Source organism: Rhodoferax sp. RT4P68 (genome assembly GCF_056521305.1).
In genome coordinates this window covers 179107-204622 of record NZ_JBWMBB010000014.1, presented here as the reverse complement: position 1 = coordinate 204622, position 25516 = coordinate 179107, and the positions used below count along the sequence as shown (strand labels likewise).

Annotated in this window: 17 protein-coding genes; 11 read left to right on the top strand and 6 right to left on the bottom strand. The window is 71.1% G+C overall.

Annotation, left to right across the window (positions count from 1 at the left end):
- Positions 1-39: 39 nt before the first annotated feature.
- From AC099J_RS25960 to AC099J_RS25940, 5 genes are read left to right on the top strand one after another with little or no spacing between them, the layout of a single operon-like run.
- Entirely contained in the window at positions 40-1398 is a 1359-nt protein-coding gene (locus AC099J_RS25960) for an extracellular solute-binding protein (RefSeq protein WP_479618180.1), read from the top strand.
- On the top strand, positions 1395-2270 hold the full coding sequence (locus tag AC099J_RS25955) for a carbohydrate ABC transporter permease (RefSeq protein WP_479618179.1): 876 nt from the start codon (positions 1395-1397) through the stop codon (positions 2268-2270). The genes AC099J_RS25960 and AC099J_RS25955 overlap by 4 nt, the downstream gene beginning before the upstream one ends.
- The gene (locus AC099J_RS25950; RefSeq protein ID WP_479618209.1) at positions 2270-3103 is read left to right on the top strand and encodes a carbohydrate ABC transporter permease; all 834 of its coding nucleotides are present in this window, start codon (positions 2270-2272) and stop codon (positions 3101-3103) included. Before AC099J_RS25955 ends, AC099J_RS25950 begins: the two co-directional genes overlap by 1 nt.
- The gene (locus AC099J_RS25945) at positions 3103-6291 is read left to right on the top strand and encodes a discoidin domain-containing protein (RefSeq protein ID WP_479618178.1); all 3189 of its coding nucleotides are present in this window, start codon (positions 3103-3105) and stop codon (positions 6289-6291) included. The genes AC099J_RS25950 and AC099J_RS25945 overlap by 1 nt, the downstream gene beginning before the upstream one ends.
- Positions 6288-9755 (top strand): GH36-type glycosyl hydrolase domain-containing protein, encoded by a 3468-nt coding sequence (locus AC099J_RS25940; protein WP_479618177.1) that lies wholly within the window; start codon positions 6288-6290, stop codon positions 9753-9755. Before AC099J_RS25945 ends, AC099J_RS25940 begins: the two co-directional genes overlap by 4 nt.
- A 25-nt stretch (positions 9756-9780) precedes the next feature.
- Here AC099J_RS25940 and AC099J_RS25935 read toward each other — a convergent pair whose 3' ends face one another.
- The 5 genes from AC099J_RS25935 to AC099J_RS25915 form a co-directional block, all read right to left on the bottom strand.
- A complete protein-coding gene (locus tag AC099J_RS25935; RefSeq protein WP_479618176.1) occupies positions 9781-10227 on the bottom strand; it encodes an acyl-CoA thioesterase in 447 nt (148 codons plus the stop codon).
- 133 nt (positions 10228-10360) lie between these two features.
- A complete protein-coding gene (locus tag AC099J_RS25930) occupies positions 10361-13525 on the bottom strand; it encodes a PAS domain-containing protein (protein WP_479618208.1) in 3165 nt (1054 codons plus the stop codon).
- Between the two features lie 15 nt (positions 13526-13540).
- The gene (locus AC099J_RS25925; RefSeq protein WP_479618175.1) at positions 13541-14527 is read right to left on the bottom strand and encodes a Bug family tripartite tricarboxylate transporter substrate binding protein; all 987 of its coding nucleotides are present in this window, start codon (positions 14525-14527) and stop codon (positions 13541-13543) included.
- A 39-nt stretch (positions 14528-14566) separates the two neighbouring features.
- Entirely contained in the window at positions 14567-16201 is a 1635-nt protein-coding gene (mdlC, locus tag AC099J_RS25920) for a benzoylformate decarboxylase (protein ID WP_479618174.1), read from the bottom strand.
- Between the two features lie 64 nt (positions 16202-16265).
- On the bottom strand, positions 16266-17222 hold the full coding sequence (locus AC099J_RS25915; RefSeq protein WP_479618173.1) for a LysR family transcriptional regulator: 957 nt from the start codon (positions 17220-17222) through the stop codon (positions 16266-16268).
- Positions 17223-17542: 320 nt separating this feature from the next.
- Here AC099J_RS25915 and AC099J_RS25910 point away from each other — a divergent pair, with 320 nt between their 5' ends.
- From AC099J_RS25910 to AC099J_RS25900, 3 genes are all read left to right on the top strand, one after another.
- Positions 17543-17944: a DUF4398 domain-containing protein gene (locus AC099J_RS25910; RefSeq protein WP_479618172.1), complete on the top strand. Its 402-nt coding sequence runs from the start codon at positions 17543-17545 to the stop codon at positions 17942-17944.
- Positions 17945-17981: 37 nt separating this feature from the next.
- Entirely contained in the window at positions 17982-18923 is a 942-nt protein-coding gene (locus AC099J_RS25905) for an OmpA family protein (protein WP_479618171.1), read from the top strand.
- Between the two features lie 237 nt (positions 18924-19160).
- Positions 19161-20900: an alkaline phosphatase D family protein gene (locus AC099J_RS25900; protein ID WP_479618170.1), complete on the top strand. Its 1740-nt coding sequence runs from the start codon at positions 19161-19163 to the stop codon at positions 20898-20900.
- 3 nt (positions 20901-20903) lie between these two features.
- Here AC099J_RS25900 and AC099J_RS25895 read toward each other — a convergent pair whose 3' ends face one another.
- Entirely contained in the window at positions 20904-21779 is an 876-nt protein-coding gene (locus tag AC099J_RS25895; RefSeq protein ID WP_479618169.1) for an alpha/beta fold hydrolase, read from the bottom strand.
- Between the two features lie 171 nt (positions 21780-21950).
- On the opposite strand from AC099J_RS25895, the gene AC099J_RS25890 reads away from it, so the two are divergent.
- From AC099J_RS25890 to AC099J_RS25880, 3 genes are read left to right on the top strand one after another with little or no spacing between them, the layout of a single operon-like run.
- Positions 21951-23495, top strand: coding sequence for an ABC transporter ATP-binding protein (locus AC099J_RS25890; RefSeq protein WP_479618168.1), 1545 nt, complete (start codon positions 21951-21953; stop codon positions 23493-23495).
- Positions 23482-24567, top strand: a complete 1086-nt coding sequence (locus tag AC099J_RS25885; RefSeq protein ID WP_479618167.1) for an ABC transporter permease — start codon at positions 23482-23484, stop codon at positions 24565-24567. The genes AC099J_RS25890 and AC099J_RS25885 overlap by 14 nt, the downstream gene beginning before the upstream one ends.
- Entirely contained in the window at positions 24567-25487 is a 921-nt protein-coding gene (locus AC099J_RS25880) for an ABC transporter permease (protein ID WP_479618166.1), read from the top strand. The genes AC099J_RS25885 and AC099J_RS25880 overlap by 1 nt, the downstream gene beginning before the upstream one ends.
- Positions 25488-25516 lie beyond the last annotated feature (29 nt).

Below are 25516 nucleotides of genomic sequence, written 5' to 3'. Positions count from 1 at the left end.
AGAGGCACAGCACCGCAGCGCGCAGCGCGAGGTAACCCAGTGAGCCGCGTGCTCCAGTCAGCAGCGGCAGCACCGGCACCGCCTGGCGGCCTGCGCCGGCGCGCGCTGTTGCAGGGTGCCGGCGCGTCGATTGCGTTGAGCGGCTGCATGGGTTCTACGGCCCGGCAGCCCCTGCAGTTCTGGGCCATGGGCCGGGAGGCCGAGGTCGTCCGGCAGCTGCTGCCGGGCTTCGCGCAGCGGCATCCCGGCATTTCTGTGCAGGTACAGCAGATCCCCTGGTCCTCCGCGCACGAGAAGCTGCTCACGGCCTACGTGGGCAACAGCCTGCCCGACGTGTTCCAGCTGGGCAACACCTGGATTGCGGAGATGGCGCAGCTCGGTGTGCTGGCGCCGCTGCAGGCGCGCGTGCAGGCGTCTGCGGTCGTCGACACGGGCGACTACTTCCCCGGCATCCTGGCCACCAACCGGGCCACGCGCATCGCCGCCCGCGGGGCCACCGGTGCGCCGGCCCTGCTCGGGCTGCCCTGGTACGTGGACACGCGCCTGCTGTTCTACCGCCGCGACCTGTTGGCGCAGGCCGGCTTCGCGCAGGTGGCGCAGGACTGGGGCGCCTGGTCGCAGATGCTGGACGCGCTGAAGGCCCGCCTGGCGGGCAGCGGACACGCGGTGTTCCTGGCCGTCAACGAGTTCGAGCCTCTGCTGGCGCTGGCCTTGCAGCAGGACGAGGGACTGCTCAGGGAGCAGGACACGCGTGGCAACTTCGCAAGCCCCGGCTTCGGCCGCGCGCTGGACTTCTACAGCGCGTTTTTCCGCCGCGGCTGGGCCGACGTTCAGGGCAAGGAGCAGATCAGCAACCTGTGGACCGAGTTCGGCAAGGGCCGCTTCGCCTTCTTCGTGTCCGGCCCCTGGAGCATGGGCGAACTTAAGCGCCGCCTGCCGCCGCAGCAACAGGCCAGCTGGGGCTGCGCCGCGCTGCCCGGGCCCCACGGGCCGGGCGCGTCCATTGCCGGTGGCGCGAGCCTGGTGGTGCACAAGCACAGCCCGCGGCAGGACGCGGCCTGGCGCCTGGTCGAGTACATGGGTGAGCCCGCTGTGCAGGCCCGCTTCCATGCGCTGACCGGCAACCTGCCCGCGCGCCGCAGCGCCTGGCCGCTCGCCGGGTTGCATGCAGATGAGAGGGCGGCCGCCTTCGCCGACCAGTTGCAGCGCGTCAAGCCCGCCCCCGCCGTGCTCGAATGGGAGCGCATCGCCGTGGAGATGCAGCGCGCTGCCGAGCAACTGGTGCGTGGCCCGGGTGCGCTGGCGCCTACACAGGCCGCACTCGATGCCCAGGTCGACGCAATCCTGGCCAAGCGCCGCTGGCTGCTGCAGGCGCCAGGCGCCGAGGCGCGTGCATGACACAGCGCTGGGCGGCCTGGGTGTTCGCGGGGCCCGCGCTCGCGCTGATCGCCGTGTTCTTCCTGCTGCCCGTGCTCATGGCGCTCGTGCTCAGCATCACCGACTTCGACCTGTATGCACTGGCCGACATGCGCCAGCTGCGCTTCGTCGGGCTGCAGAATTACCTGGCCCTGCTGCGCTCGGCGGAGTTCTGGAACGCCCTGGGCAACACGGTGTATTTCGTGCTGCTCGGTGTGCCGCTGTCGCTGGGGCTTTCCCTGCTGTGCGCGTTGCTGCTGCATGCGGCGGCCGCGCGCGTGCAGGGCTTCTTCCGCACGGCGGTGTTCGCGCCCGTGGTGGCGACCATGGTGGCCGTGGCCGTGATCTGGCGCTACCTGCTGCACACGCGCTATGGCTGGGTCAACCACCTGATGGCGCAGGTCGGCATTGCGCCGGTGGACTGGCTCGGCGATCCGCGCTGGTCCATGCCGGCCATCGTGCTGTTCGCGGTGTGGAAGAACTTCGGCTACAACGCCGTGATCCTGCTGGCCGGGCTGCAGGGCATCCCGCGCGATCTCTACGAAGCCGCAGCGATGGATGGCGCCGGCGCCTGGCAGCGCTTTTGCCGCGTGACCCTGCCGCTGCTGGGCCCCACGCTGTCCATGGTGGGCATCCTGACGGTGACGGGCTACTTCCAGCTGTTCGGCGAGCCCTATGTGATGACCCAGGGCGGGCCGGCGCGCAGCACCGTCAGCGTGCTCTACCTGATGTACGAGGAAGGCTTCAAGTGGTGGAACCTGGGCTCGGCCAGCGCCGTCGCCTTCCTGCTGTTCATGCTCATGATGGTCTTCACGAGCGCCTTGCTGGCGCTGCGCCGGTGGAGGCGCTGGTGATGCAGGGGCATGGCAGCGCGTTCAACGGGCAGGGCATCGCCGTGCACGGCCTGCTGCTCTTGATCGCGCTGTTCGCGCTGAGCCCCCTGGTCTGGATGCTCAGCGTCTCGTTCATGGCCCCCGGCGAGGCCAGCACGGTGCCGCCGCCCCTGCTACCGGCGCAGGCCACGCTGCAGAACTACCGCGAACTTTTTGCACTGGAAGGGCTGTGGCGCTACATCGCCAACAGCGTGCTGCTGGCCAGCGCGAGCACGCTGCTGTCGCTGGCCTTCAACAGCGCCGCGGGCTACGCATTCGCCAAGCTCGCGTTCGCCGGCAAGGAGCGCATCTTCCAGCTGCTCGTGAGCGCGCTGGTCATCCCGGGCCAGGTCGCCATGCTGCCGCTGTTCCTGCTGCTCAAGAACATGGGCCTGGTCAACACCTACCTGGGTGTGCTGATCCCCGGCATGGCCAGCATCTTCGGCATCTTCCTGATCCGCCGCCAGGCCGAGACCATTCCCGACGAGCTGCTGGAGGCCGCGCGCATCGACGGCGCGAGCGAGTTCTACATCTTCCGACGCATCGTGCTGCCGTTGCTGCGCCCCGCGCTGGCGACGCTGGCCGTGCTGACCTTCCTCGCAAGCTGGAACGACTTCATGTGGCCTCTGATCGTGCTGACCGGCGACCGCCTGCACACCTTGCCGCTGGCGCTGGCCTCGTTGTCGCGCGAGCATGTGCAGGACAGCGAACTCATGATGGCCGGCGCCGTGGTGACCGTGGCGCCCGTGCTGCTGCTGTTCCTGTGCACCCAGCGCTTCTACGTGAGCGGCGTTCTGTCGGGCGGGGTGAAGTGATGAAGGTGCCCGGCTGGCTGCTGGTGGTGTGCGCCTTGCTCGTGCCGGCGCTGCTCCAGGCGCGGAGCCTGGCCGATTTCGCGGACCTGCAGGCGTGGACGCTGTCGGCCACCGACCAGGTGCAGGCCGAGCTGCGGCCCGCGCCTGACAGCCGCAGTGCGGCCTGCGTGCGCTACGACTTCGGCCGCGTCGCGGGCCATGTGGCCCTGAGCCGCGCGTTGCCGCTGGACTTCGAGGGCAACTTCGCGCTTGGCATCCCGGCGCGCGGGCAGGGCGCGCTGACGGCGCTCGAACTCAAGCTCGTCGACGCGAGCGGCTACAACGTCTGGTGGCACCGGCGCGCGGATTTCAGCGCACCGGCGCAGTGGACGGCCCTGGCCACCAAGCGCCGGCACATCGCATTCGCCTGGGGCCCTGCGGCGGACAAGACCCTGCGCCACACCGAGCGCATCGAGCTGGTGCTGGTCGGCGCACAGGGCGCACGGGGCGAACTGTGCTTCGACGCGCTGGCGATGGAGCCGCTGCCGGAGCCGCCCGCGCAGTGGCCCGATCCGGTGTGGCAGGCGGGCACCGATGCGCCGCAGCCGATGCCCTGGAGCGCTGCGGCGCCCACGGCCGGCCGGCCCGTCGTGCTGCAGACCGACTTCGGCCAGCCGCGCGAACTCAGCGGCATGGTGCTGCACTGGGCACCGGGGCAACACGCCAGCCGCTACCGCGTCGAGGGTTCGCTGGATGGCCGGGACTGGCGGATGCTGCAGACCGTGGCGGCGGGCCTGGGTGGGCACGAGGTGCTCTACGCCCCGGAGCAGGAGGTGCAGCAGCTGCGCCTGGTGGTGGAGCAGGGGGTGGGCGAACGCCTCGCGCTGCGGGGCGTCGAGTTCCTGGGCGCTGGCGCGCTGGGCTCGCTGAACGCCCTGGTCGAGAAGCAGGCGGCGTTCGCCCGGCGCGGGCAGTTCCCGCGCGGTTTCAAAGGCGAGCAGGCCTACTGGACGGTGCTGGGCGTGCCGGGGGGGGCCGAGCAGGCGCTGATGTCGGAAGACGGCGCCGTGGAACCGCTGAAGGCCGGGCCCTCGGTCGAACCCTTCGTCGAGATCGATGGGCAGCTGCACGGCTGGGCCGATGTGCAGCTGGCACACAGCCTGTACCGTGGCTACATGCCGATGCCGCAGGTGTCCTGGACGCACCCGCAGTTCCGCCTGGAGACCACGGCCTTCGCCGACGACCAGGGCGGCTTGCAGACGCAGGTGCGCTACCGGCTGCACAACCCCACGTCGCAGGCCCGCGCCATGACGCTGTGGCTGGCGGTGCGCCCCTTCCAGGTCAATCCGCCGACGCAGTTCCTGAACATCCCGGGCGGCGTCGCGCCACTGCACCGGCTGGACTGGCAGGCGGGTAGCCTGGCGCGCGACGGCCAGCCCCTGCTGGCGACCACCACCCGGCCCACGCGGCTGCTGTTCGGCCAGGGCGGGGCGGGCGGCCTGCACGCGCTGCGGCAGCCGGCCGACGCCGACCAGGCCGTGCGCTGGGAAGACCCGCAAGGCTTCGCGTCGGTCGCGCTGCAATACGACATCCAGCTGCCCGCAGGCGCCAGCCGCGACATCGTGCTGGTGCTGCCGCAAGCGGGACCCGCCCGCCTGCCGCAGGCCGTGGCGCCGGCCGCCTGGTTCGAGGCCGCGCAGCAGCGCAGCGCCGCGCGCTGGGCCTCGCTCCTCCACCGCACCGGTCTGCGGTTCGAGGGCGATACGCAGGGCCTGGCCGATACGGCGCGCACGGCGCTGGCCCACATCCTGATCAACCAGCAGGGCGCGGCCATCCGGCCCGGCACGCGTTCTTACGCGCGTTCTTGGATCCGCGATGGCGCGATGACCAGCGCCGTGCTGGCCAGCCTGGGCCATGTGCAGGCGGCGCAAGACTATGCCGACTGGTTCACGCCGCAACTCTTCGCCAATGGCAAGGTGCCCTGCTGCATCGATGCGCGCGGTGCCGACCCGGTGCCTGAGAACGACAGCATGGGCGCCTACCTGCATCTGCTGGCCAACACCTACCGCCACACCGGCGACCTGGTCTGGCTGCGCGGCCAGTGGCCGGCGGCGAGCAAGGTGCTGGGTTACATGGACAGCCTGCGCGCCGAGGAGGGCGCGCACAAGAACGGCGCGCCCGGGCGCCGTCTCTACCTGGGGCTGTTGCCCCCGTCCATCAGCCACGAGGGCTACTCCGACCAGGCCGCGTACGCGTACTGGGACAACTTCTGGGGCCTCCTGGGCTATGCGGACGGCGTGGCGATGGCGCGGGCGCTCGGCGAGACGGCGACCGCAGCGCACTGGCAGGCGCAGCAGGCCGACTTCCAGCGCGACGTGCTGGCCTCCATCGCACAGGCGCAGCGCCAGTACGACATGGCGGCGATCCCCGGCGCGGCCGACCGTGGCGACTTCGATCCCACCTCCACCACCGTGGCACTGGCGCCGGGTGGCCTGCAGGGCGTGCTGCCGCCGGCCGCCCTGCGCGCCACGTTCGCGCAGTACTGGCAGCACTTCACCGAACGGCGTGACGGCCCCCAGACCTGGGATGCCTACACCCCCTACGAATGGCGCACGGTCGGGGCGCTGCTGCGCCTGGGCGAGCGCGGGCGCGCGCTGGCTGCGGCGGACTACTTCCTGCGCGACCGCCGACCGCTGGGCTGGAAGCAGTGGGCCGAGGTGGTCGGCCGCGACCCGCGCGCGCCGCGCTTCGTGGGCGACATGCCGCATGGCTGGGTGGCATCGGACTTTCTGCGCGCCACGCTGGACCTGTTCGCCTACGAGGCGCCGGAGCGCGCTGCCTGGGTGCTCGGCGCGGGCGTGGCCCCGGCCTGGCTGCTGGGCCAGGGCCTGGCCCTGAGCGACCTGCACACACCGCTCGGGCGGTTGAGCTACCGTGCCCGCCGCGTGGGCGCGACCACCACCGTGGACATTGCGGGTGGCATGCGCCCGCCCGCCGGCGGTCTCGTCATCGCGCTGCCCGGCAGCGCCGCGCCCGCGCGCGCCAGCATCGACGGCATGCCGCTGGCCTGTCTGCCGGCCTCCGGCCTCGTGGTCCACACGCTGCCGGCGCGGCTGCGCTTCACGGCGGCCGCAGGCGGCCGCACGCTGAGGGCGTGCCGCTCCACACCCGGCGATTCCCTCCACCGCTCTCTCCTCCCGCCTCCATGACCGATTCCCCCGATCCAGGCACGCTCTCGTTGCACAGCGCCGGCGGCCTGTCCGCAGACTTCCACGCCAATGGCACGCTGCGCCGCCTGGGCTTCGGCGAGACCACCATCAACCTGTTCGCCGGCAACGCGCTCGAAGCGGCGGTCACGGCCCTGCTGCTGCGGCGCAGGGATGGCGACGTGGTGCTGGACAGCCTGAACCTGCTGTCACCGTCCAGTGGTGCGCAGTGGCGCGTGCACGGCGATGCCTGGCAGGCGCGCGGGCGCTGGGGCGATTTGCGTTACCAGGTGCGCCTGCAGCTGCATGCGACTGCGCCGGTCTGGTCCTGGCATGTGGACCTGCACAACGAGGGCGACAGTTCACTGACGGTGGACCTCGTGCTGCTGCAGGACGTGGCGCTGGCGCCGTATGCCGCGACCCGGATCAACGAGTACTACGTGAGCCAGTACCTGGACCATGTGCCGCTGGCGCACCCGCTGCATGGCCCCGTGCTGGCGACGCGGCAGAACCTGGCGGGAGAGGGCCAACGCCACCCCTGGCTGCTGATGGGCTCGCTGCGGCGTGCGGTCGGCTACGCGACCGATGCGCTGCAGTCCATCGGCCTGGGCTGGCGCAGCGGCGCCGCGCCCGCAGTGGCCACGGCCGACCTGCCGGGCCAGCGGCTGCAGCACGAACACGCCATGCTGGCCTTGCAGGACGAGGCGTGCGTGCTTGCCGCGCACGGGCACGCCCGCCTGGGCTTCTTCGCCGGCGTGCAGGCGGACCATCCCGATGCGACGAGTGCGGCCGACCTGGCGCAGGCCGATGCCTGGGCGGCGCTGGCGGCTGCCGTGCCGGCCGGGCCGGCCACGACCAGTGCGGCCGATCTGGCGCCGGCCGATGCGTGGACGGCGTTGGCCGCTGCCGTGCCGGCCGAGGCCGAGACGAGTCCGCCGTGGCGCGAGGCCGTGCCCAGCCTGTTCACGCAGGCCGGCATGCTGCAGGCGCACGACCTGTCGGAGGCGCAGCTGGCCCAGCGCTTCCCCCGTCCCTGGCGCCACGTGGAGCGCAGCGCGGACGGTCGGCTGTTGTCCTTCTTCACGGCCGGCGGGACGCATGTGGCCTTGCCACACAAGGAGCGGCAGACGCTGCGCCCGCATGGCCAGCTGCTACGCACGGGCGCGCACCTGGTGCCCGACGAGCGCGGCCTCGCCACCACCTGCTGGATGGGCGGCGTATTCCATTCCATGGTGACCGAGGGCCATGTCGGCATCAACCGGCTGCTGTCCACCGTGCGCAGCTATGTTGGGCTGAACCGCAGCAGCGGCCAGCGCGTGCTGGTGGACATCGGCGGGCAATGGCAGCTGCTGGGCCTGCCGTCGGCGTTTGCCATGTACGACCGGCAATGCCAGTGGGTCTACGCCCACGCGGACGGCGTGCTCACGGTCAGCGCCAGCGCCGCAGACGAGGACCATGTGCTGTCGCTCGCGCTGCAGGTGGACGAAGGCCCCGCGCTGCGCTTGCTCGTCACCCACCACCTGGCCCTGCAGGGCGACGATGGCCTGGCACCGGGCATGCCGGCCTGGCAGCGCGGCGAGGACGGCACGGTGACCGTTGCGCCCGTGCCCGGCAGTGACGCGCAGCAGCAGTACCCGGGTGGCTGTTTCCAGCTGCAGCCCGGTGCGCACAGCGCGGCGCTGCTGGACGGGGTGGGTGCGGATGAGATGCTGTACCTGGACGGCGGTTCGCGCGGCCAGCCTTTCCTGTGCCTGCGGACCTTGCCGTGCCAGGCCTTCGGCCTGGCCATCCGCTCCCGGCTGCTCGGCCTGATGGCAGCGCCCGATGGCGCCTTGCCCCGCCTCGCCGCACTGGCCCTGCCGCAGCTGGATTTGCCGACGGGCGCGTCCCGGGCCAAGGTGGCGGCGCTGTCTGAGTGGCTGCCCTGGCTGCGGAACAACGCGCTGGTGCACTACCTCTCGCCGCGCGGCCTGGAGCAGTACACGGGCGGTGGCTGGGGCACGCGCGACGTGAGCCAGGGGCCGGTGGAACTGCTGCTGGCGCACGGCTGCCTGCTGCCGCTGCGCGACCTGCTGCTGCGCGTGTTCGCCGAGCAGCAGCAGGACGGCGACTGGCCGCAGTGGTTCATGTTCTTCGCGCGCGACCGCCTGGTGCGCGCCGACGATTCGCATGGCGACATCGTGTTCTGGCCGCTCGTGGCGCTGGGCCAGTACCTGCAGGCCTCGGGCGACAGCGGCCTGCTCGACGAGGTGCTGCCCTTCTTCCATGGCGAGGGCCCCGCACAGGCCGAGCAGGCCACCGTCTGGCAGCACGTGGAGCGGGCCCTGGGCGTGGTCGCGCGCCGGCGCATTGCGGACACCCAGCTCGCGGCCTACGGCCATGGCGACTGGAACGACTCGCTGCAGCCGGCCGACCCGCGCCTGCGCGAGCGGCTGTGCAGCGCCTGGACCGTGACGCTGCACTACCAGATGCTGCGCACGCTGGGGCAGGCGCTGCAGGGCCTGGGCCGCGCGGCCGACGCCAGCGCACTGCTGGCGCAGGCCGTGGCCGTGCTGCATGACTTCCAGCAGCAGCTGATGCCCGATGGCGTGCTGGCAGGCTATGCCCTGTTCGAGACCGAAGGCGCGCCGCGCTACCTGCTGCACCCGCGCGACGCGGCCACGGGCGCGCACTACAGCCTGCTGCCCATGGTCCACGCCGTGATCAACGAAATGCTGGACCCGGACCAGGCCGACCGGCACCTGGCCCTGGTCCGCGCGCATCTGCTGGGCCCCGACGGTGCCCGCCTGTTCGACCGCCCGCTGGCCTACCGCGGCGGGCCGCAGACGCTGTTTCAGCGGGCCGAGAGCAGCAGCTTCTTCGGCCGCGAGATCGGCCTCATGTACACCCACGCCCACCTGCGCTATGCCGAGGCGCTGGCGCGGCACGGCGACGCAGAGGCATTCTTCGATGCCTTGTGCCAGATCAACCCCATCAGCATGCGGGCCTGGCTGCCGCAGGCGCGGCAGCGCCAGGCCAACTGCTACTACTCCAGCTCCGACGCCGAGTTCAGCGACCGCTACGAGGCTGCAGTGCAATACAACCGCCTGCTGGCCGGCGAGGTGGGCGTGCAGGGCGGCTGGCGTGTGTACTCCAGCGGCGCTGGCATCGCGCTGAGCCTGGTCGTGTGCCAGTTGCTGGGGCTGCGCTGCAGCCACGGCGCGGTGCAGTTCGACCCGGTCATGCCGCAGGGCCTGGACGGCCTGGCCGCACAGGCCACGCTGCGCGGAATGCCCTTGGAGGTGTGCTACCGCGTCGGCCCGCGCGGCTGCGGCGTGCAGCAACTGGTGCTGAACGGGCAGCCGTTGGCGTTCACGCGACTGGACAACCGCTACCGCCCGGGTGCGGCCAGCGTGGCGCTGCAAGACTGGACGTCCGCGCTCGCGCAAGCCGCAGGCAGCGCGAGGCTGGAGATCGTGCTGGGCTGATCAGCCCCGCGGATGCCGCGCGGGGTCAGCCTTCGCACATGGCCCGGATGTCCTGCGGAATCGGCACCGCGCGGATGCCCGGCGCGTCTTGCCGCCGGCTGGCGAAGATGCGGATCTCGTCGCACTCCAGGATCACGTCGGGTTCCAGCGCCGCATCGGCCTGGGCGCGCAGCACGCGGTGGCGCAGCACGAAGCTGCTGCGCCGCCACTCGGTGACGGTGGTGGCGATCTGCAGCATGTCGCCGTAACTGGCGGTCTTGAGGAAGCGCACGTGCGTGTCGACGATGGGCGTGCCGAGGATGCCCGTCTGCTTCTCCAGCACATGCCAGGCGGGCACGCCGCACTGGGTGAAGAAGTGGTGCCCGGCGGCGTCCAGCCAGCGGAAGAAGTTGGGAAACCAGACGATGCCGGCGGGGTCGCAGTCGCCAAATTCGACGCGGATGGTGTGGACGGTGGTGCGGGGCGTGGACATGCGCGGCATTGTGCCAACGGGTGTGCGCGCGCGTGCTTTGCGCGTCCCCCGCCGCGTCCCCCCGCGCGTCACCGGTGTGGCATCGGCGCGGCATCGGCGTGCCAGCGCCAGCGCCAGGGCGAAGGCGTCTGCGCTACGGCGCCGCGCTGCGCGACTGCGTCGCGGCATGCAGGTGCTGGAGTGCGGCGTCGAAGTCGAAATCGGCCAGCGCGCGCTCGAGCGCGGCCAGGGCCGGCGTGCCCAGCAGCGGGCGCAAGGTGTCGCGCTGCGCGGCGAAGAAGTCGGCGGCTTCGGCGTCGTCGGCAGTGAGCAGCCGGGTCAGCGTCGCGGCGTGCTCGGTGGCCAGTGTCAGATCGGTCGTGTCGGTGCCGGCACCGGCCTGGGCCTGGGCAGCGGCCTCCGCTGCAGTCGCTGCCGCAGCCGCCGCCGCGCTGGCCCTGGCTTCGCCCTCGCGCAGCGCCGCGCCAAGCGACTGCAGGGCCTCGCGCAGCTGCGTTTCGAAAGCGCGCAATGCGTCGGCGTGGGGTTCGCCATGCGCCAGTGCCTGCTCCAGCGCGGCAGCGGCCTGTTGCAGCGGGCCCAGGCCCAGGTTGCCGGCCACGGCGCGCACGGTATGGGCCGCACGCTGGGCCGCCGCCGGCTCCCCGGCGGCCAGCGCCTGCGCCACGCGGGCCGGCGCATCGCTCTGGCGCTCCACGAACTGCTGCAGCAGTTGGCGGTACAGCGCGTGGTTGCCTGCCACGCGCGACAGGCCGGTCGCGGCATCCAGCCCCGCCACCTGGGCCAGCGCCGCGTCTGCCAGCGCCGGCGCCGCTGCCGCAGGCGCTGAAACGGCATCCGCAGCGGGCGCGGGGGCCGGCCGCTGCGGTACATGCAATCCGGCGCGGGATGCCTGCTGCGCGTCGCGCCAGCCCAGTTGCACCGTGAAGGCGAACACGCTGCCCGCGCCAGGGGTGGAGTGCACCTCGATCTGCCCGCCCATGGCCTGCACCAGGCGCTTGCAGATGGTCAGCCCCAGCCCGGTGCCGCCGTACTTGCGCGTGGCCGTGCCATCGGCCTGCGAAAACGGCTCGAACAGTTCAGCGCACTGCGCCTGGCTCATGCCGATGCCGGAATCGCGCACTTCCACCCGCAGCACCAGCCCTTCGTCCGTGCGCGAGAGCTGCGTCGCGCTCACCTGCACCTGGCCCTGGGCGGTGAACTTGATGGCGTTGCCGACCAAGTTGCTGAGGATCTGGTCCAACCGCCGCGCATCGCCCAGCAGCACCGGGGGCAGCCCCGGGTCGGCCTGCATCTGCAGCGCGAGGCCCTTGTCCGCGGCCTTGTCGGCCAGCGCGTGGGCCACGCCCTGCAGCAGATCGTCCAGCCGGAAGGGGCTGGCCTCGATCTCCATGCGGCCGGCCTCGATGCGCGAGAAATCCAGGATGTCGTTGACCACGCGCAGCAGCGCGGTGCCGGCGCCGTGCACCTTGCTGACGTAGTCGCGCTGGCGCGCGGTCAGATCGGTCTTCAGCGCCAGGTGCGACAGGCCGATGATGGCGTTCATCGGCGTGCGGATTTCGTGGCTCACATTGGCCAGAAACCGGGACTTGGTGGCCACCGCTTCGTCCGCCAGGCGCTTGGCCTCGCGCAGGGCTTCGGCGGCGGCGTTCTCCTCGGTCACGTCCTCCATGACCCAGACGCTGCCGTGTGTGGAGTTTGGGTCGATGAACTGCGCGCGCATGCGGCACCAGAACATCTCGCCGTTCTTGCGGCGCACCCACTGGTCATGGCGCTGGCCGCTGCCAATGCTTGCGTTGGCCAGCGCGCGGCCGCTCTCGTAGGCGGCGTCGCTGGGGTACCACACGCGCGTGCGCTGCTGCACCAGCTCGCCCGGCTCATAGCCGAAAATGCGTTCGAGCTCGCGGTTGCAGCGCAGCACGATGCCCTGGTGCAGGATGCAGATGCCGACGCTGGCGGTCTCGAAGACGGCCATCTGTGCGGCGTGGGCCACGCGCAGGGAATCCTCGGCGGCCTTCAGCGGCTCCATGTCGACCACCGTGCCGACGATGCCGCCCGGGCTGCCGTCGGGCCGGCGAAACCCGTTGACCGAATACAGCGTGCGGTGCGTCTTGCCGTCGGCAAAGGTCCACCGCGCCTCGCGTTGCAGCGTGGCGGCCGTGGCCAGCACGGTGTCGTCCTCGCGCTGCAGCTGCTCGCGCAGCGGGGCCGGCAGCTGGTCGAGCTCGTCCACGCGCTTGCCGACCAGGTCTTGCAGGCGAAAGCCGAACATCTGCTCGAAGGCCTGGTTGCAGCCCAGCAGCCGCGCGTCCGGGCCCTTGTAGAACACGGCGTTGGGGATGTGGTCGATGCTGCGCTGCAGGAATGTGGTCATGTCCTCCACCGACTGCTGCGCGGCGCGCGCGCTGGTCACGTCCAGCAGCGTGAACTGCAGCAGCGTGCGGCCCTGGAAGCGAAAGCGCACGACCCGGGTGTCGGCGATCCATTCCTGGCCGTCTGGGCGGCGGTGCGGCCAGACGATCTGGCGCGCGTGGTGCTCGTCGTCTGCATTGGCCTGCTGGCAGGCGGCCAGCGCCTCCAGCGTCGTGCCGCCCGCAGTCGGCAGGGGCGACACGTCCCACACCGTCTTGCCCACCAGTGCGGCGCGATTGGCCAGCCCGTAGAGCCGCGCGGCAGCGTCGTTGGCGTCCACGAAGCGGTGGGCCTGCAGGTCGTACACCGCCATGGCAATCGTGGAGTCGCGGAACAGCATGCGGTTGAAGGCTTCGCTGTCGCGCAGCGCCTTCTCGGCCTGCTTGCGCTCGGTGATGTCCAGCACCCAGGTGGCGATCAGCGTCTGGCCGCCCACGGTGATCGGTGTCGCATCGAGCAGGCCCCAGTAGGCTGAGCCGTTCTTGCGCATGAGCCGCACCTCGCGCCCACGCACCTGGCCATCGCGCTCCAGAGCGTGCAGAAACTGGGCGCGCCGCTGCGCGCCTTCTGCGTACAGCGCGAGCGCGCTCAGCGAGCGCGTTTCCTCGCGCGTGTAGCCATGCAATGCCAGCCAGCGTTCGTTGACATCCAGGATCTGACCTTGCGGATCGGTCAGGATCAGGCCGGCAGCGCTCGAGTCGGTCAGCGTCTTGCGCAGCGCCTCGCTCTCGTCCAGCGCCGCACTGCGCCGCGCCAGGTCGGCCTCGAGGGACAGCACCTGGCTGCGCAGCGCGTCACGCTCGCGCAGGCCCCGCCATACGAGCCCGGCCAGCGCGAGCAGCGCCAACAGCGCCAGCGCCAGCGTGCTTTGCACGAGCCAGCCCATCGTGGCCACGCGACATCAATCCGCGCGAATGCCCCGCGTGCGGATCAGCGCGCCGAAGCGCGTCGAATCGTCCACGGCGCGCTGGTGGAACTGCTCGGGCGTGAGCGCCAACGCCTGGCCACCCAGGCTGGTCATGCGTTCGGCCAGGGCCGGCGTGCGCAAGATGGTGTTGATCTCGCGGTTCAGCCGGGCCACCACCTCGGCTGGCGTGCCGGCCGGCGCGTAGAAGCCGAACACGGTGTCGGCGTCGAAGCCGGCCAACCCGGCTTCGGCCAGCGTCGGCACCTCGGGAAACGCGGCCGAGCGCGTGGGGCTGCCCACGGCCAGCAGCTTGAGCTTGCCGGCGCGCACCTGGTTCAGGCCGATGCCGGGGTCGAAGAAGAAATCGATCTGCCCGGCCAGCAAGTCCTGCAGTGCCGGCGCGGCGCCGCGGTAGGGCACGTGCACGGCGAACACGCCGGCCTGGGCCTTCATCATCTCGCCTGCCAGGTGCGGCGAGCTGCCGTTGCCGGGCGAGCCATAGCTGAGCTTGCCTGGGCGGGCCTTCAGGTGGGCAATGAACTCGGCGGCGTTCTGCGCCGGAAAGTCCGGCCGCACCAGCAGGTAGACCAGTACGCGCGCTGCGGCGGCCACCGGCACCAGGTCGCGCGCCGGGTCGAAGGCCATGCGCGCGTACAGATGCGGGTTGACCGAGACCATGCCGCCTGAGCTCATCAGAAGGGTGTGGCCGTCCGGCGCAGCCTTGGCGACGGCCTCGCCACCGATGTTGCCGTTGGCGCCGCCCCGGTTTTCCACCACGACCGGTTGGCCCAACGCCTGCGCCAGCGGCACGCCGACGGCGCGCGCGATCTGGTCGGCCGCGCCGCCGGGCGGGAAGTTGACGACCAGGCGAATCGGCCGGGACGGCCAGGCCTGGGCTTGCGCCTGCGCGGTGTTGGCCAAGGCGGCGGCGGCCAGGGCCGCCAGGAGGGTGCGTCGTTGCAGCGGTTGGGGCAATGGCATGCGGGGTGTCTCCGGTGTTGTTCGATGGGTCACGGCTTGTCAGGCGATCTCGATGTCCAGCAGCGTGGGGCCGGTGGCCGCCAGCGCTTGGGGCAGCAGCGCCTGCAGGCTGGCCGGGTCGGTGGCGCGCAGGCCGGCGCAGCCCTGCGCCTGCGCCAGGCCGACGAAGTCCAGCCCCGGCAGCGCCGTGCCGGGCAGCTCGGCGCCGGGCGTGAAGCCGAAGGCCGGCGCGAACATGTTCAGCGCCGCGTAGCTGCGGTTGTTCAGGATCAGAAAGGTGATCGGCAGGCGCAGCTGGGCCGCGCTCCACAGCGCCTGGATGCTGTACATGCTGGAGCCGTCGCCGATCAGCGCGATTACCTTCTCACCCGGCCGCGCCAGCGCCACGCCGACGGCGGCCGGCAGGCTGTAGCCCAGGCCGCCGCTGCACATGGTGTAGAAGCTGCCGCTCGTGCGCATCGGCAGGTGCTGCTGCATGACGGGGCGGGCGCTGGGCGCCTCTTCGACCACGATGTCGCCGGGCCGGCGCACCTGGTTCAGCACGTGCAGCACGTAGGCGGCCGACATGCGCTCGCCGGCGGCGGGCGCGGCCGGCACGGCGGGGGCAGGGCGGCGCTGCGGCGCGTTGCGGGGCGCACCGGCCACCGGCCGGGCCAGCAGGTCCAGCACCGCCAGGTGGATGTTGGCGACCACGGCCAGGCCGACCGGGCTCCACGCGGCAATCGCAGGGTCGTCGATCAGCTGCGCCAGCTGCGCGCCGGCCGGCAGGTGCGGGCCTTCGCCCTCGACGTGGTAGGTGAACACCGGCGCGCCCACGGCCAACACCTGGTCATGGCCGCCCAGCAGCTCGACGATGCGCTCGCGCATGGCGGGCAGGAAGCCGGCGAACAGCGCGTGGTCTTCCGGAAACCCGGCGCGCCCCGACATGGGCGCGACCCAGACGCGGGCCTGGTAGCGCTCGGCCAGCGCGACCACGGCGTCCCAGGCGCCGGCACGGTCGACGGCGGCGCCCACCACCAGGGCCGGCCGGCGGCTGGCGTCCAGCTGCTGGCCGATGCGCTCGAGCAGCGCCGGCTCCGGCCGCGCCATGGTGCTGACGGTGCGCGGGGCCACCGGCTGGCAGGGCCGCGCCCAGTCGTCCGCCGGGATCGACACCAGCACCGGGCCACGGGGCTCCTGCATCGCCATGTAGTAGGCGCGGGCGATGGCCAGCGGCACGTCTTCGGCACGGGCCGGCTCGCAGCTCCATTTGACGTAGGGCTTGGGCAGTTCGGTGGCCTGGGCCGAGAACAGGAAGGGCTCGAACGGCAGGATCGAGCGTGCCTGCTGGCCGGCGGTGATGACCATCGGCGTGCGGTTCTTGTGCGCCGTGAAGATGTTGCCCATGGCATGGCCCACGCCGGCGGCCGAGTGCAGGTTCACGAATGCGGCGTTGCGCGTGGCCTGGGCGAAGCCGTCGGCCATGCCGACGACCACCGACTCCTGCAGGCCCAGCACGTAGCGAAAGTCGGCCGGGAAATCGAGAAACAGCGGCAGCTCGGTCGATCCCGGGTTGCCGAAGATGGTGGTCATGCGCAAGCTGCGCAGCAGGTCGAGCACGGCCTCGCGCACGGTCGGGGTGCTGGCGGCAGCGGGCTGGGCGGGGGCAGGGTGGGCGATGTGGGTGCTGGGCATGGGGTGGGTGGTGGGGCGGCGGTCGATCTTCCGTGTTTGTGGCTCGTGCATCAACTGTTCCTAATCAAGCGTCTGATCCGCGCAGAGCTTGAACGACGGCCGGCCCGATGGCCTGCATCACGACCTTGATGCGCATGGCGTCGCGCAGCTCCTTGTGCGTGATGAGCCACAGCGGGGTGCGCAGCGCGGCGATGGGCTCGGTCAAGGGCTGCAGTTCGGGGCAGGTGTGCTGCAGGAACGCGGGCAGCAGGGCAATGCCCAGGCCAGCGCGCAGCATGGCCAGCGCGTGCGGGAAGCCGTCCACCCGCAGCACGATGGAGGAGGCGGGTACCGTGGTATCGATCCAACGGTCGAACTTGAGGTCGCGCGCGTCGCTTTCGAAGGCGATCCAGCGCTTGTGCGGCAGCAGCGCTGCGAGCGGGCGAATCGGCTGGCGCAGGCCCGGCTGCTTCAGTCCGTAGACACGGAAATCAAGCAGCGCCAGCTGGCGGCCGATCAGCCAGTCGGGCACGGTATCGCTCACGCGCAGTGCCACGTCGGCCTCGCGGCGCGACAGGCTCAGGTGGTTGCGCGTGGCCAGCAGCTCCAGCGTCACCTCTGGATACGCAGCGGCGAACTGGCGCACCACCTGCGGCATCAGGTAGCTCACCAGCACGCTGGCCGCCGTGATGCGCACATGGCCGCTGGGCTTCAGGTCCTGCCCGAGCACGCGCATCTCGGCCTGCTGGGCCAGCGGCGCCATGGCCTGCGCCGCCCGCACCAGCTCTTCGCCGGCGCCGGTCGGCGTGTAGTGGCCGCGCGTGCGGTCGAACAACCGGGTCTTCAGCCGCGTCTCGATCGAGGCAAGCTTGCGCAGCAGCGTGACGTGGGAGGTGGCCAGCGCCTTGGCGGCTTGCGAGAGCTGGCCGGCTTCTGCCACCGCCAGCACCACCTGGAAGTCGCCCCACCCCAGTCGAAAGCGGCCGGGGGCGGTACGCGGATCGGTGGGCCGGGCCAGGGGGTCTTCGTCGGACGTTGTCATTTTTGAAAACCTGGTTTGTCTTTAATGTACGTTGAAGCTCATTTTTGCAAGCGACAATGGCGCCACGTTGTGCCCTGTACGCCCACGCTGCGATGCGTCCGCGTCCCACAGCCGGCCCGCCGGGCGCCACGTACTGTGTGCAGCACTGGCAGCGCATTTCGACTTCGCCGATGCCCACGTGCTCTATGTGCTCTGTCGCAACACTGCCAATCTGCACCCCGCATGCCGGTCGCCGCCTAACTGGCGCATCGACTGGGCATGGGCAGCTGAGACCTCCGCGGTCTTCGCCGCCAACCATCTTTGTTTTGAAAGGACATCACATGACCACCACCACTTCCACCGCACGCCGCGTGCTGCGCCCGACTGCCGCCGTTCTCGCTCTGTCGGCCACGCTGTTCCTGGGCGCCTGCGCCAGCAAAGGCCCGCCGCCCGTGGACGCGATGACCACGGCGCGCGCCGCGATCACCCAGGCCGAGGCCGCGCAAGCCGGCCAGTTGGCACCGGTGGAACTGCTGGCCGCACGCGACAAGTTGGTGCAGGCCGATGCGGCCGTGCGCGCCGAAGAGTTCGGCAAGGCCCGCCGCCTGGCCGAGCAGGCCGCCGCCGACGGCATGCTGGCCGAGCGCATGGCGCGTGCTGCACGTGCACGCCAGGCCGCCACCGAGCTGGACCGCTCGAACGCCGCGCTGAAGAACGAAGCCACGAACCGCGCGCCCCGCTGAGCGGCCGCCGTCACCGAACCGAACTGAAAGACCCGATATGAAGAACATCCGCTCAACCCTCACCCTGAACCGCGGCCTGGTCCTGGCGCCGCTCGCCGCGCTGCTGCTGGCCGCCTGTGCGTCTTCGCCCGCGACCAACCCCGCGCTGGAGCAGGCGCGTGGCCTCTACACCCGCGCCTCGACCGACGCCGACACCGCCCGCACCGCCCCGCTGGACCTGCGCCGCGCGCAGGAAGCGCTGCGCCAGGGCGATGCGGCGTTGAAGTCGGGTGAAGACCTGGCGACCGTGGAGCACTACGCGTACCTGGCACGCCAGAGCGCCTCGACGGCACTGCAGTCCGGCGAGATCGCCCGTGCCGAGCAGGCCGTGACGACGGCCGGCGCCGAGCGCAGCCGCATCCTGATCTCGGCGCGCGGTGCCGAGGCCGATCAGGCCCGCGCGCAAGCCGAGCGTGAGCGCCAGCAGGCCGACATGGCCCGCAACCAGGCAGAGGCCGCCCGCACCCAGGCCGAAGCCGCCCGCAACCAGGCCCAGCAACAGGGCGCGGCGGCCCAGGCAGCGCAGGCGCGTGTCGCCAGGCTGCAGGCGGAAATGGCCGCGCTGCAGGCCAAGCAAACCGAGCGCGGCATGGTGCTGACGCTGGGCGACGTGCTGTTCGACACCGGCCGTGCGCAGTTGAAGACTGGCGCCTTCGCCACGCTGGACCGCCTGGCCACGTTCATGCGCGACAACCCCGAGCGCACGCTGCAGATCGAAGGCCACACCGATTCCACCGGCTCGGATGCGCTGAACATGTCGCTGTCGCAACAGCGGGCAGAGTCTGTGCGCGGCGCGCTCGTCAGCCGCGGTGTGGACGGCGGCCGCATCATGACCAAGGGCATCGGCCCGGCGTCGCCTGTGGCCAACAACGGCACGGCCGAAGGCCGTCAGCGCAACCGTCGCGTGGAGATCGTGATCTCCAACACGCAGACGGGCTAAGCGCAGCCTGGCGGTCGGCCGCGATATACCGGCCGCCGGCTTTCGCCGGCCCCGCTGCTCGCCGCTGCGCTTGATGCGCACGCGCGCACAGCAGCCACTCAGCCAGCCCATCTGGCGCACAGCCGCTTCAACGGCGCATCGGTTCAGTTCTGGATCGATGCGCCGTTGTGCTTTCACGCGCGCGTCATGTTGCGCTGCCAAGCTGCCGGGTTTTTGCTCTGACCCGAGGCGCTTGCGATGAAAAACGTTCCCCCGATGGTGAATTTGCTGGCCGAGGCCGCGCCCGCGCAGCCGGGCCGCCGCCGCTTCGTGCGCCAGGTGGCAGCGGGCGCTGCGGCGCTCGGCGGGCTGGCGTTGGCCGGCTGCGGCGGTGGCGACGACGATCCGCAGGTGGACTACGCACACGGCGTGGCCAGCGGCGACCCGCTGGCAGACCGCGTGGTGCTGTGGACGCGCGTCAGCACAACCGCCACGCAGGAGATCGCGCTGCGTTGGGAGGTGGCCAGCGACAGTGCATTCACCACGCTGGTGGCCAGTGGCGAGGTGCGTACCTCGGCCGCCCGCGACCACACGGTCAAGGTCGATGCAACCGGGCTGGCGCCGGGGCGCGGCTATTGGTACCGCTTCAACGCGTACGGCCAGCTGTCGCCGGTGGGCCGCACGCGCACACTGCCCGCAGCAGGCGTGGCGCAGGTGCGACTGGCAGTGTTCTCGTGCGCCAACTACCCGGCCGGGTTCTTCAACGTCTATGCCGAGGCCGCCAAGCGCAACGACCTGGATGCCACCGTGCACCTGGGCGACTACCTGTACGAGTACGAGCGTGGTGGCTACGCGTCGGAGAACGCGGCCGCGCTGGGCCGGCTGTCGCTGCCCGCCACCGAGGTCCTGAGCCTGGCCGACTACCGCCAGCGCCATGGGCAGTACCGGACCGACCGCGACCTGCAGGCCCTGCATGCCGCCGCGCCCATGATCGCCGTGTGGGATGACCACGAGATCACCAACGACACCTGGCGCAGTGGCGCGGAAAACCACCAGGCCAGCGAAGGCGATTTCGCTGCGCGCAAGGCTGCTGCGCTGCAGGCCTACCACGAGTGGATGCCGATCCGCAGCGGCGCCGATCTGGCGCAGATCTACCGCAGCTTCGACTTCGGCGGCCTGCTGGCGCTGCACATGCTGGACACCCGCGTGGTCGGGCGCGACGAGCAGATCTCGTACGCGCCGTACTTCACGCCCACGGGTCTGGACGCAACGGGTTTTGCCGCTGCCATTGGCCAGCCTGCGCGCCAGCTGCTGGGCAGCACGCAGGCCGACTGGCTGCGCCAACAGATGACGGCCTCCACGGCCCGCTGGCAGGTGCTTGGCCAGCAGGTGCTGATGGGCCGCATGCTGATGCCCGCGCCCATCCTGCTGGGCCTCCTGGCGCCCAGCAGCCCGGGCAGCGTGACACTGGCCGAATACCAGGCCATCGGCGTCAAGGCGCAGACGGCGCCACAGACCCTGACGGCCACCGAGCTGGCCGTGCTGCAGGCGCCGGCGATCCCGTACAACCTGGACGCCTGGGACGGCTACCCCGCCGCGCGCGAGGCCGTGCTGGCGATGGCGCGCGACCTGGACAAGAACCTCGTGGTGCTGGCCGGCGACACGCACAACGCCTGGGCCAGCGATCTGCTGGACGCGCAGGGCCGACCGGTCGGCGTGGAGTTCGCCACGCCGTCGGTCAGCTCACCGGGCTTCGAGGCGTACCTGTCCGACCTCGACCCGGCCGTGCTGGCAGGGGCGTTGACACAGTTGATCGGCCCGCTGCAGTACACCGACACCGAGCGGCGCGGCTACCTGGTGCTGACGGCCACCGCCGCCGAATGTCGGGCGGACTGGACCTACGTGGACAACATTGCCAGCCGCAGCTACCAGGCCGTGACGGACCAGGCATTGCGGGTGCTGCCGGGCGCGGGGAACCGGCGCATCGTGGCGGTGTGAGGGTCAGGCGGACGCGGCCGTCGCGTCCAGCCACCCCAGCATGCAGGCGTTGAACGCCTCCTGCCGGTTCAGCATCACCCAGTGCCCGGTGGGCAGTGCCTGCACAGCGCTGCCGGGCCGGGCCTGCAACTGTTCCAGCCACTGCGGTGAATGGAACATGAAGTACTTGCGCTCGCCATAGACGAACAGCATCGGGCAGGCCAAATCGGCTACCGGGGCCAGGCCCGCAAACCCACCCGCCGTGCCGAACCAGCGCATGGCGTACGGGTAGCCCATCTGCGCGCCGACCTGCGCCGGCGGCACCGGGCAGCGCAGCCGCGGCGCCATCCAGCGCGCCATGCGGTCGCCCAGCGTTCCCCCGGTCTTGTAAGCCAGCGCCAGCCACACCTGGTACTGCCACACCATGCGCCGGCCCTTGCGGCCGAGTGCGCGCTGCAGCTCGGCACTCTGGTGGTCCCCCACATCCACTCCGACGACCCGCGCCACACGCGCCGGCCGCCGCGCGGCGTACTCATAGCCGAAGGCGCAGCCCCAGTCGTGCGCTAGCAGCGTCACGCGCTGCCCCGGGCAGGTGGCGTCCAGCACGGTGTCGATCAGCTGCACCATGCGCGCGACCGAGGTCGCGCGCGAGGGCTGTGCCAGGTCGAAGCCCGGCAGCGTGAAGCGGATGCAGCGGTACCGTGCGGCCAACGCGGCGACGGTGCCGTCCCACAGGCGCAGTGTGTCGGGCCAGCCGTGCAGCAACAGGATGGGCGGGCCATCTGGCGGGCCGTCGCATTCCACGTCAACGCCGTCGACACGCAGCCGCTGCGGCGCGGTGAGGGCCGTGGGGTTCGGCGCCGGGCGGGGAACTTTTGCGTCTGCAGGGGGCAGGTGCATGGGGTTTCCATGGGCAGGGGGGAGGGGCCATGGTAGCCAGCGGGCACGTAATATCGCGCCGCTTGCCCGCTTTTGGTGCAGCCTGCGCCGGTCCAAGCCGCGCAAGGTGGCATCGAGCTTGCTGTCATGCACGCAGACCGACCACGTCCCCGACCAGGTGCCTTCTCATCCATGACCGAACCCAGACTGGCACTCGCCCACATCACCAAGGCCTACCCGGCGGTGGTGGCCAACAGCGATGTTTCGTTGACCGTGCTGCCCGGCGAGACCCATGCGGTGCTGGGCGAGAACGGCGCCGGCAAGTCCACGCTGATGAAGATCATCTACGGCTCCGTCAAGCCGGACCAGGGCACGGTGCACTTCAACGGCCAGCCGGTGCACATCCGCAACCCGCAGGAGGCGAGGGCGCTGGGCATCAGCATGGTGTTCCAGCACTTCAGCCTGTTCGACACGCTGACCGTGGCCGAGAACGTCTGGCTGGGGTTGGACAAGAGCCTGAAGCTGGCCGAGGTGACGCAGCGTGTGCACGCCAAGGCGGCCGAGTACGGGCTGGACATCGACCCGGCGCGGCCCGTGCACACGTTGTCGGTCGGCGAGATGCAGCGCGTGGAGATCATCCGCGCGCTGCTGACCAACCCCAAGCTCCTGATCCTGGACGAGCCCACTTCGGTGCTGACACCGCAGGCGGTCGACAAGCTGTTCGTCGTGCTCAAGCAGTTGTCATCCGAGGGCTGCAGCATCCTCTACATCAGCCACAAGCTGCACGAGATCCGCGAGCTGTGCACGGCCTGCACGGTGCTGCGCGGCGGCAAGGTGACGGGCGTTTGCAATCCGCAGAACGAGAGCAACGCCTCGCTCAGCCGGCTGATGATCGGCGCCGAGCCGCCGGCCTTGCAGCACCGTGCGTCCAACGCCGGTGATGCCGTGCTGCAGGTGCAGGGGCTCAGCCTGGCGCGCGAAGACCAGTTCGGCGTGGACCTGGACGGCATCGACCTCACGGTGCGGGCCGGCGAGGTGGTGGGCATCGCCGGTGTCTCGGGCAACGGGCAGCGCGAACTGCTGTATGCGTTGTCGGGCGAGGACTGCCGCGCCGCGCCGCGCATGGTGCGCATCTTCGGGCGCGAGGCGGCACGCTTGCGGCCCGGCCAGCGCCGCAAGCTGGGCCTGCATTTCGTGCCGGAAGAGCGGCTGGGCCGCGGCGCCGTGCCCACGCTGAGCCTGGCGCACAACCTCTTGCTGACGCGCAACGACGCCATCGGCAAGAGCGGCTGGATCGGCGTGCGCAAGCTGACCAGGCAGGCGCAGGCCATCATCGAGCGCTTCAACGTCAAGGCCGGCGGGCCGCAGTCGGCGGCCAAGTCGCTGTCGGGCGGCAACCTGCAGAAGTTCATCGTCGGGCGTGAGATCGACGCCGGCCCCAGGCTGCTCATCGTCTCGCAGCCGACCTGGGGCGTCGACGTGGGCGCGGCGGCGCAGATCCGCGGCGCCATCCTGGCGCTGCGCGATGCCGGCTGCGCCGTGCTGGTGGTCAGCGAGGAGCTGGACGAGCTGTTCGAAATCAGCGACAGGCTGCATGTGATCGCCAAGGGCCGGCTCTCGCCCTCGGTGGCGCGGGCCGATGCCACGGTGCCGCAGATCGGCGAGTGGATGTCCGGCCTGTGGAGCGGCGCCGGCACGCAGGCCATCGCGCAGGAGGCGACCCATGCTGAAGCTTGAGGCACGGCCGCAGCCCTCTGCCTTCTGGGGCTACGCCTCGCCTCTGCTGGCGCTGGCGATCACGGTGCTGATCGGCACCCTTTTGTTCATCGCGCTGGGCAAGGACCCGGTGCGCGGCCTGGGCGTGTTCTTCTGGGAACCACTGCGCACCACCTATGCGCTGGGCGAGCTGATGGTGAAGGCGACACCGCTGTTGATCGTCGCGCTGGGGCTGGCGGTGTGCTTTCGCTCCAACGTGTGGAACATCGGCGCGGAGGGGCAGTTCGTGATCGGCGCCATCTGCGCCGGGGGCGTGGCGCTGCTGGCGGGCAAGGGCACGGGCGGGTGGATCGTCGTACCCATTCTGTTGGCCGGCATCCTCGGCGGCATGCTGTGGGCCAGCATCGTGGCGCTGCTGCGCGACCGCTTCAACGCCAGCGAGATTTTGGTCAGCCTGATGCTGGCCTATGTGGCCATCCAGCTCCTGGGCTACCTGGTGCAGGGGCCGTGGAAAGACCCGGGCGGCTACAACTTTCCGCAGAGCAAGACCTTCGAGGCCGTGACGCAGATCCCGCGGCTGATGAAGGGCTCGCGCGTGAGCATCGGCCTGATCATCGCGCTGGTGGGCGCCGGGGTGCTGTGGATCTTTCTGTTCCGCACGCGGGCCGGCTTTGCGCAGCAGGTCGGCGGGCTGGCGCCGGCGGCGGCGCGCTATGCAGGCTTCTCGTCGCGCCGCGCGCTGTGGATCGCGTTGCTGACTTCCGGCGGCGCCGCCGGCCTGGCCGGTGCGCTGGAGGTGGCCGGCCCCATCGGCCAGCTCACGCCCTATGTGCCGGCCGGCTACGGCTTTGCGGCCATCATCGTCGCCTTTGTCGGGCGGCTGCATCCCATCGGCATGGTCTTCTCGGCGATTCTCATGAGCATGTTCTACATCGGTGGCGAGCTGGCGCAGTCGCGCATGGGCCTGCCCAAGTCGCTGACCGGCGTGTTCCAGGGCCTGCTGCTGTTCACGCTTTTGGCCTGCGACACGCTGATCGCCTACCGCGTGCGCTTTACCGGCGGCACGCGGCCGGCCACGGCAGGGGCACGCTGATGGAAGCCTACGCGCTGCTGCTGGCCGCCACGCTGAATGCCGGCACCGTGCTGGCGATCGCCGCCCTGGGCCTGCTCATCAACGAGAAGGCCGGCATCATCAATCTGGGGGCCGAGGGCATGATGCTGTGCGCCGCCATCGCCGGCTTTGCGGCCGTGGTGCACAGCGGCAACAGCTGGGTCGGCTTCGCGGCCGGTATGGCGGCCGGTGCGGCGCTGGCCGCGGCGTTCGGCGTGCTGGTGATCTGGTTCAACACCAACCAGTACGCGACCGGGCTGGCACTCTCCCTGTTCGGCACCGGCTTCTCGGCCTTCGTCGGCGTCTCGTACGTGCAGGAGAAGATTGCCACCGCGCCGCGCTTTGCCATCCCGCTGCTGGCCGACATTCCGTGGGTGGGGCCGGCGCTGTTCCGCCACCACCCGGTGGTCTATCTGACGGTGCTGTTCACCGGCGCGCTGGTCTGGTTCCTCATGCGCACGCGCAGCGGGCTGGTGCTGCGCTCGGTGGGCGAGTCGCCCGAGTCGGCGCATGCGCTGGGCTACCCGGTGCGGCGCATCCGCTTCATGGCGGTGCTGGCCGGTGGCGCGCTGTGCGGGCTGGCGGGGGCGTACCTGTCGGTGGTCTACACGCCGCTGTGGGTCGAGGGCATGGTGGCCGGCAACGGCTGGATCGCGCTGGCGCTGACGACGTTCGCCACCTGGCGGCCGGCGCGCGTGCTGCTGGGCGCTTACCTGTTCGGCGGCGTGGGGCAGCTGGGCTTTTTCCTGCAGAGCCAGGGCGTGCAGGTGCCCAGCCAGTTCCTCTCGATGCTGCAGTACCTGGCACCCGTGGTGGTGCTGGCGATCATCTCGCGCAACCCCGCGTGGATCCGCGCGAACATGCCCAATTCCATCGGCAAGCCGTTTTACCCCGGCTCATAATCTGCCGGTTTTTTCGTTGCAACCCCCAG

Excerpts from the sequence above, each read along its gene's own strand:
- AC099J_RS25955 (WP_479618179.1), top strand. The coding sequence starts at position 1,395 with ATGACACAGCGCTGGGCGGCCTGGGTGTTCGCGGGGCCCGCGCTCGCG.
- AC099J_RS25950 (WP_479618209.1), top strand. The coding sequence starts at position 2,270 with ATGCAGGGGCATGGCAGCGCGTTCAACGGGCAGGGCATCGCCGTGCAC.
- AC099J_RS25945 (WP_479618178.1), top strand. The coding sequence starts at position 3,103 with ATGAAGGTGCCCGGCTGGCTGCTGGTGGTGTGCGCCTTGCTCGTGCCG.
- AC099J_RS25940 (WP_479618177.1), top strand. The coding sequence starts at position 6,288 with ATGACCGATTCCCCCGATCCAGGCACGCTCTCGTTGCACAGCGCCGGC.
- AC099J_RS25935 (WP_479618176.1), bottom strand. The coding sequence starts at position 10,227 with ATGTCCACGCCCCGCACCACCGTCCACACCATCCGCGTCGAATTTGGC.
- AC099J_RS25930 (WP_479618208.1), bottom strand. The coding sequence starts at position 13,525 with ATGGGCTGGCTCGTGCAAAGCACGCTGGCGCTGGCGCTGTTGGCGCTG.
- AC099J_RS25925 (WP_479618175.1), bottom strand. The coding sequence starts at position 14,527 with ATGCCATTGCCCCAACCGCTGCAACGACGCACCCTCCTGGCGGCCCTG.
- mdlC (WP_479618174.1), bottom strand. The coding sequence starts at position 16,201 with ATGCCCAGCACCCACATCGCCCACCCTGCCCCCGCCCAGCCCGCTGCC.
- AC099J_RS25915 (WP_479618173.1), bottom strand. The coding sequence starts at position 17,222 with ATGACAACGTCCGACGAAGACCCCCTGGCCCGGCCCACCGATCCGCGT.
- AC099J_RS25910 (WP_479618172.1), top strand. The coding sequence starts at position 17,543 with ATGACCACCACCACTTCCACCGCACGCCGCGTGCTGCGCCCGACTGCC.
- AC099J_RS25905 (WP_479618171.1), top strand. The coding sequence starts at position 17,982 with ATGAAGAACATCCGCTCAACCCTCACCCTGAACCGCGGCCTGGTCCTG.
- AC099J_RS25900 (WP_479618170.1), top strand. The coding sequence starts at position 19,161 with ATGAAAAACGTTCCCCCGATGGTGAATTTGCTGGCCGAGGCCGCGCCC.
- AC099J_RS25895 (WP_479618169.1), bottom strand. The coding sequence starts at position 21,779 with ATGCACCTGCCCCCTGCAGACGCAAAAGTTCCCCGCCCGGCGCCGAAC.
- AC099J_RS25890 (WP_479618168.1), top strand. The coding sequence starts at position 21,951 with ATGACCGAACCCAGACTGGCACTCGCCCACATCACCAAGGCCTACCCG.
- AC099J_RS25885 (WP_479618167.1), top strand. The coding sequence starts at position 23,482 with ATGCTGAAGCTTGAGGCACGGCCGCAGCCCTCTGCCTTCTGGGGCTAC.
- AC099J_RS25880 (WP_479618166.1), top strand. The coding sequence starts at position 24,567 with ATGGAAGCCTACGCGCTGCTGCTGGCCGCCACGCTGAATGCCGGCACC.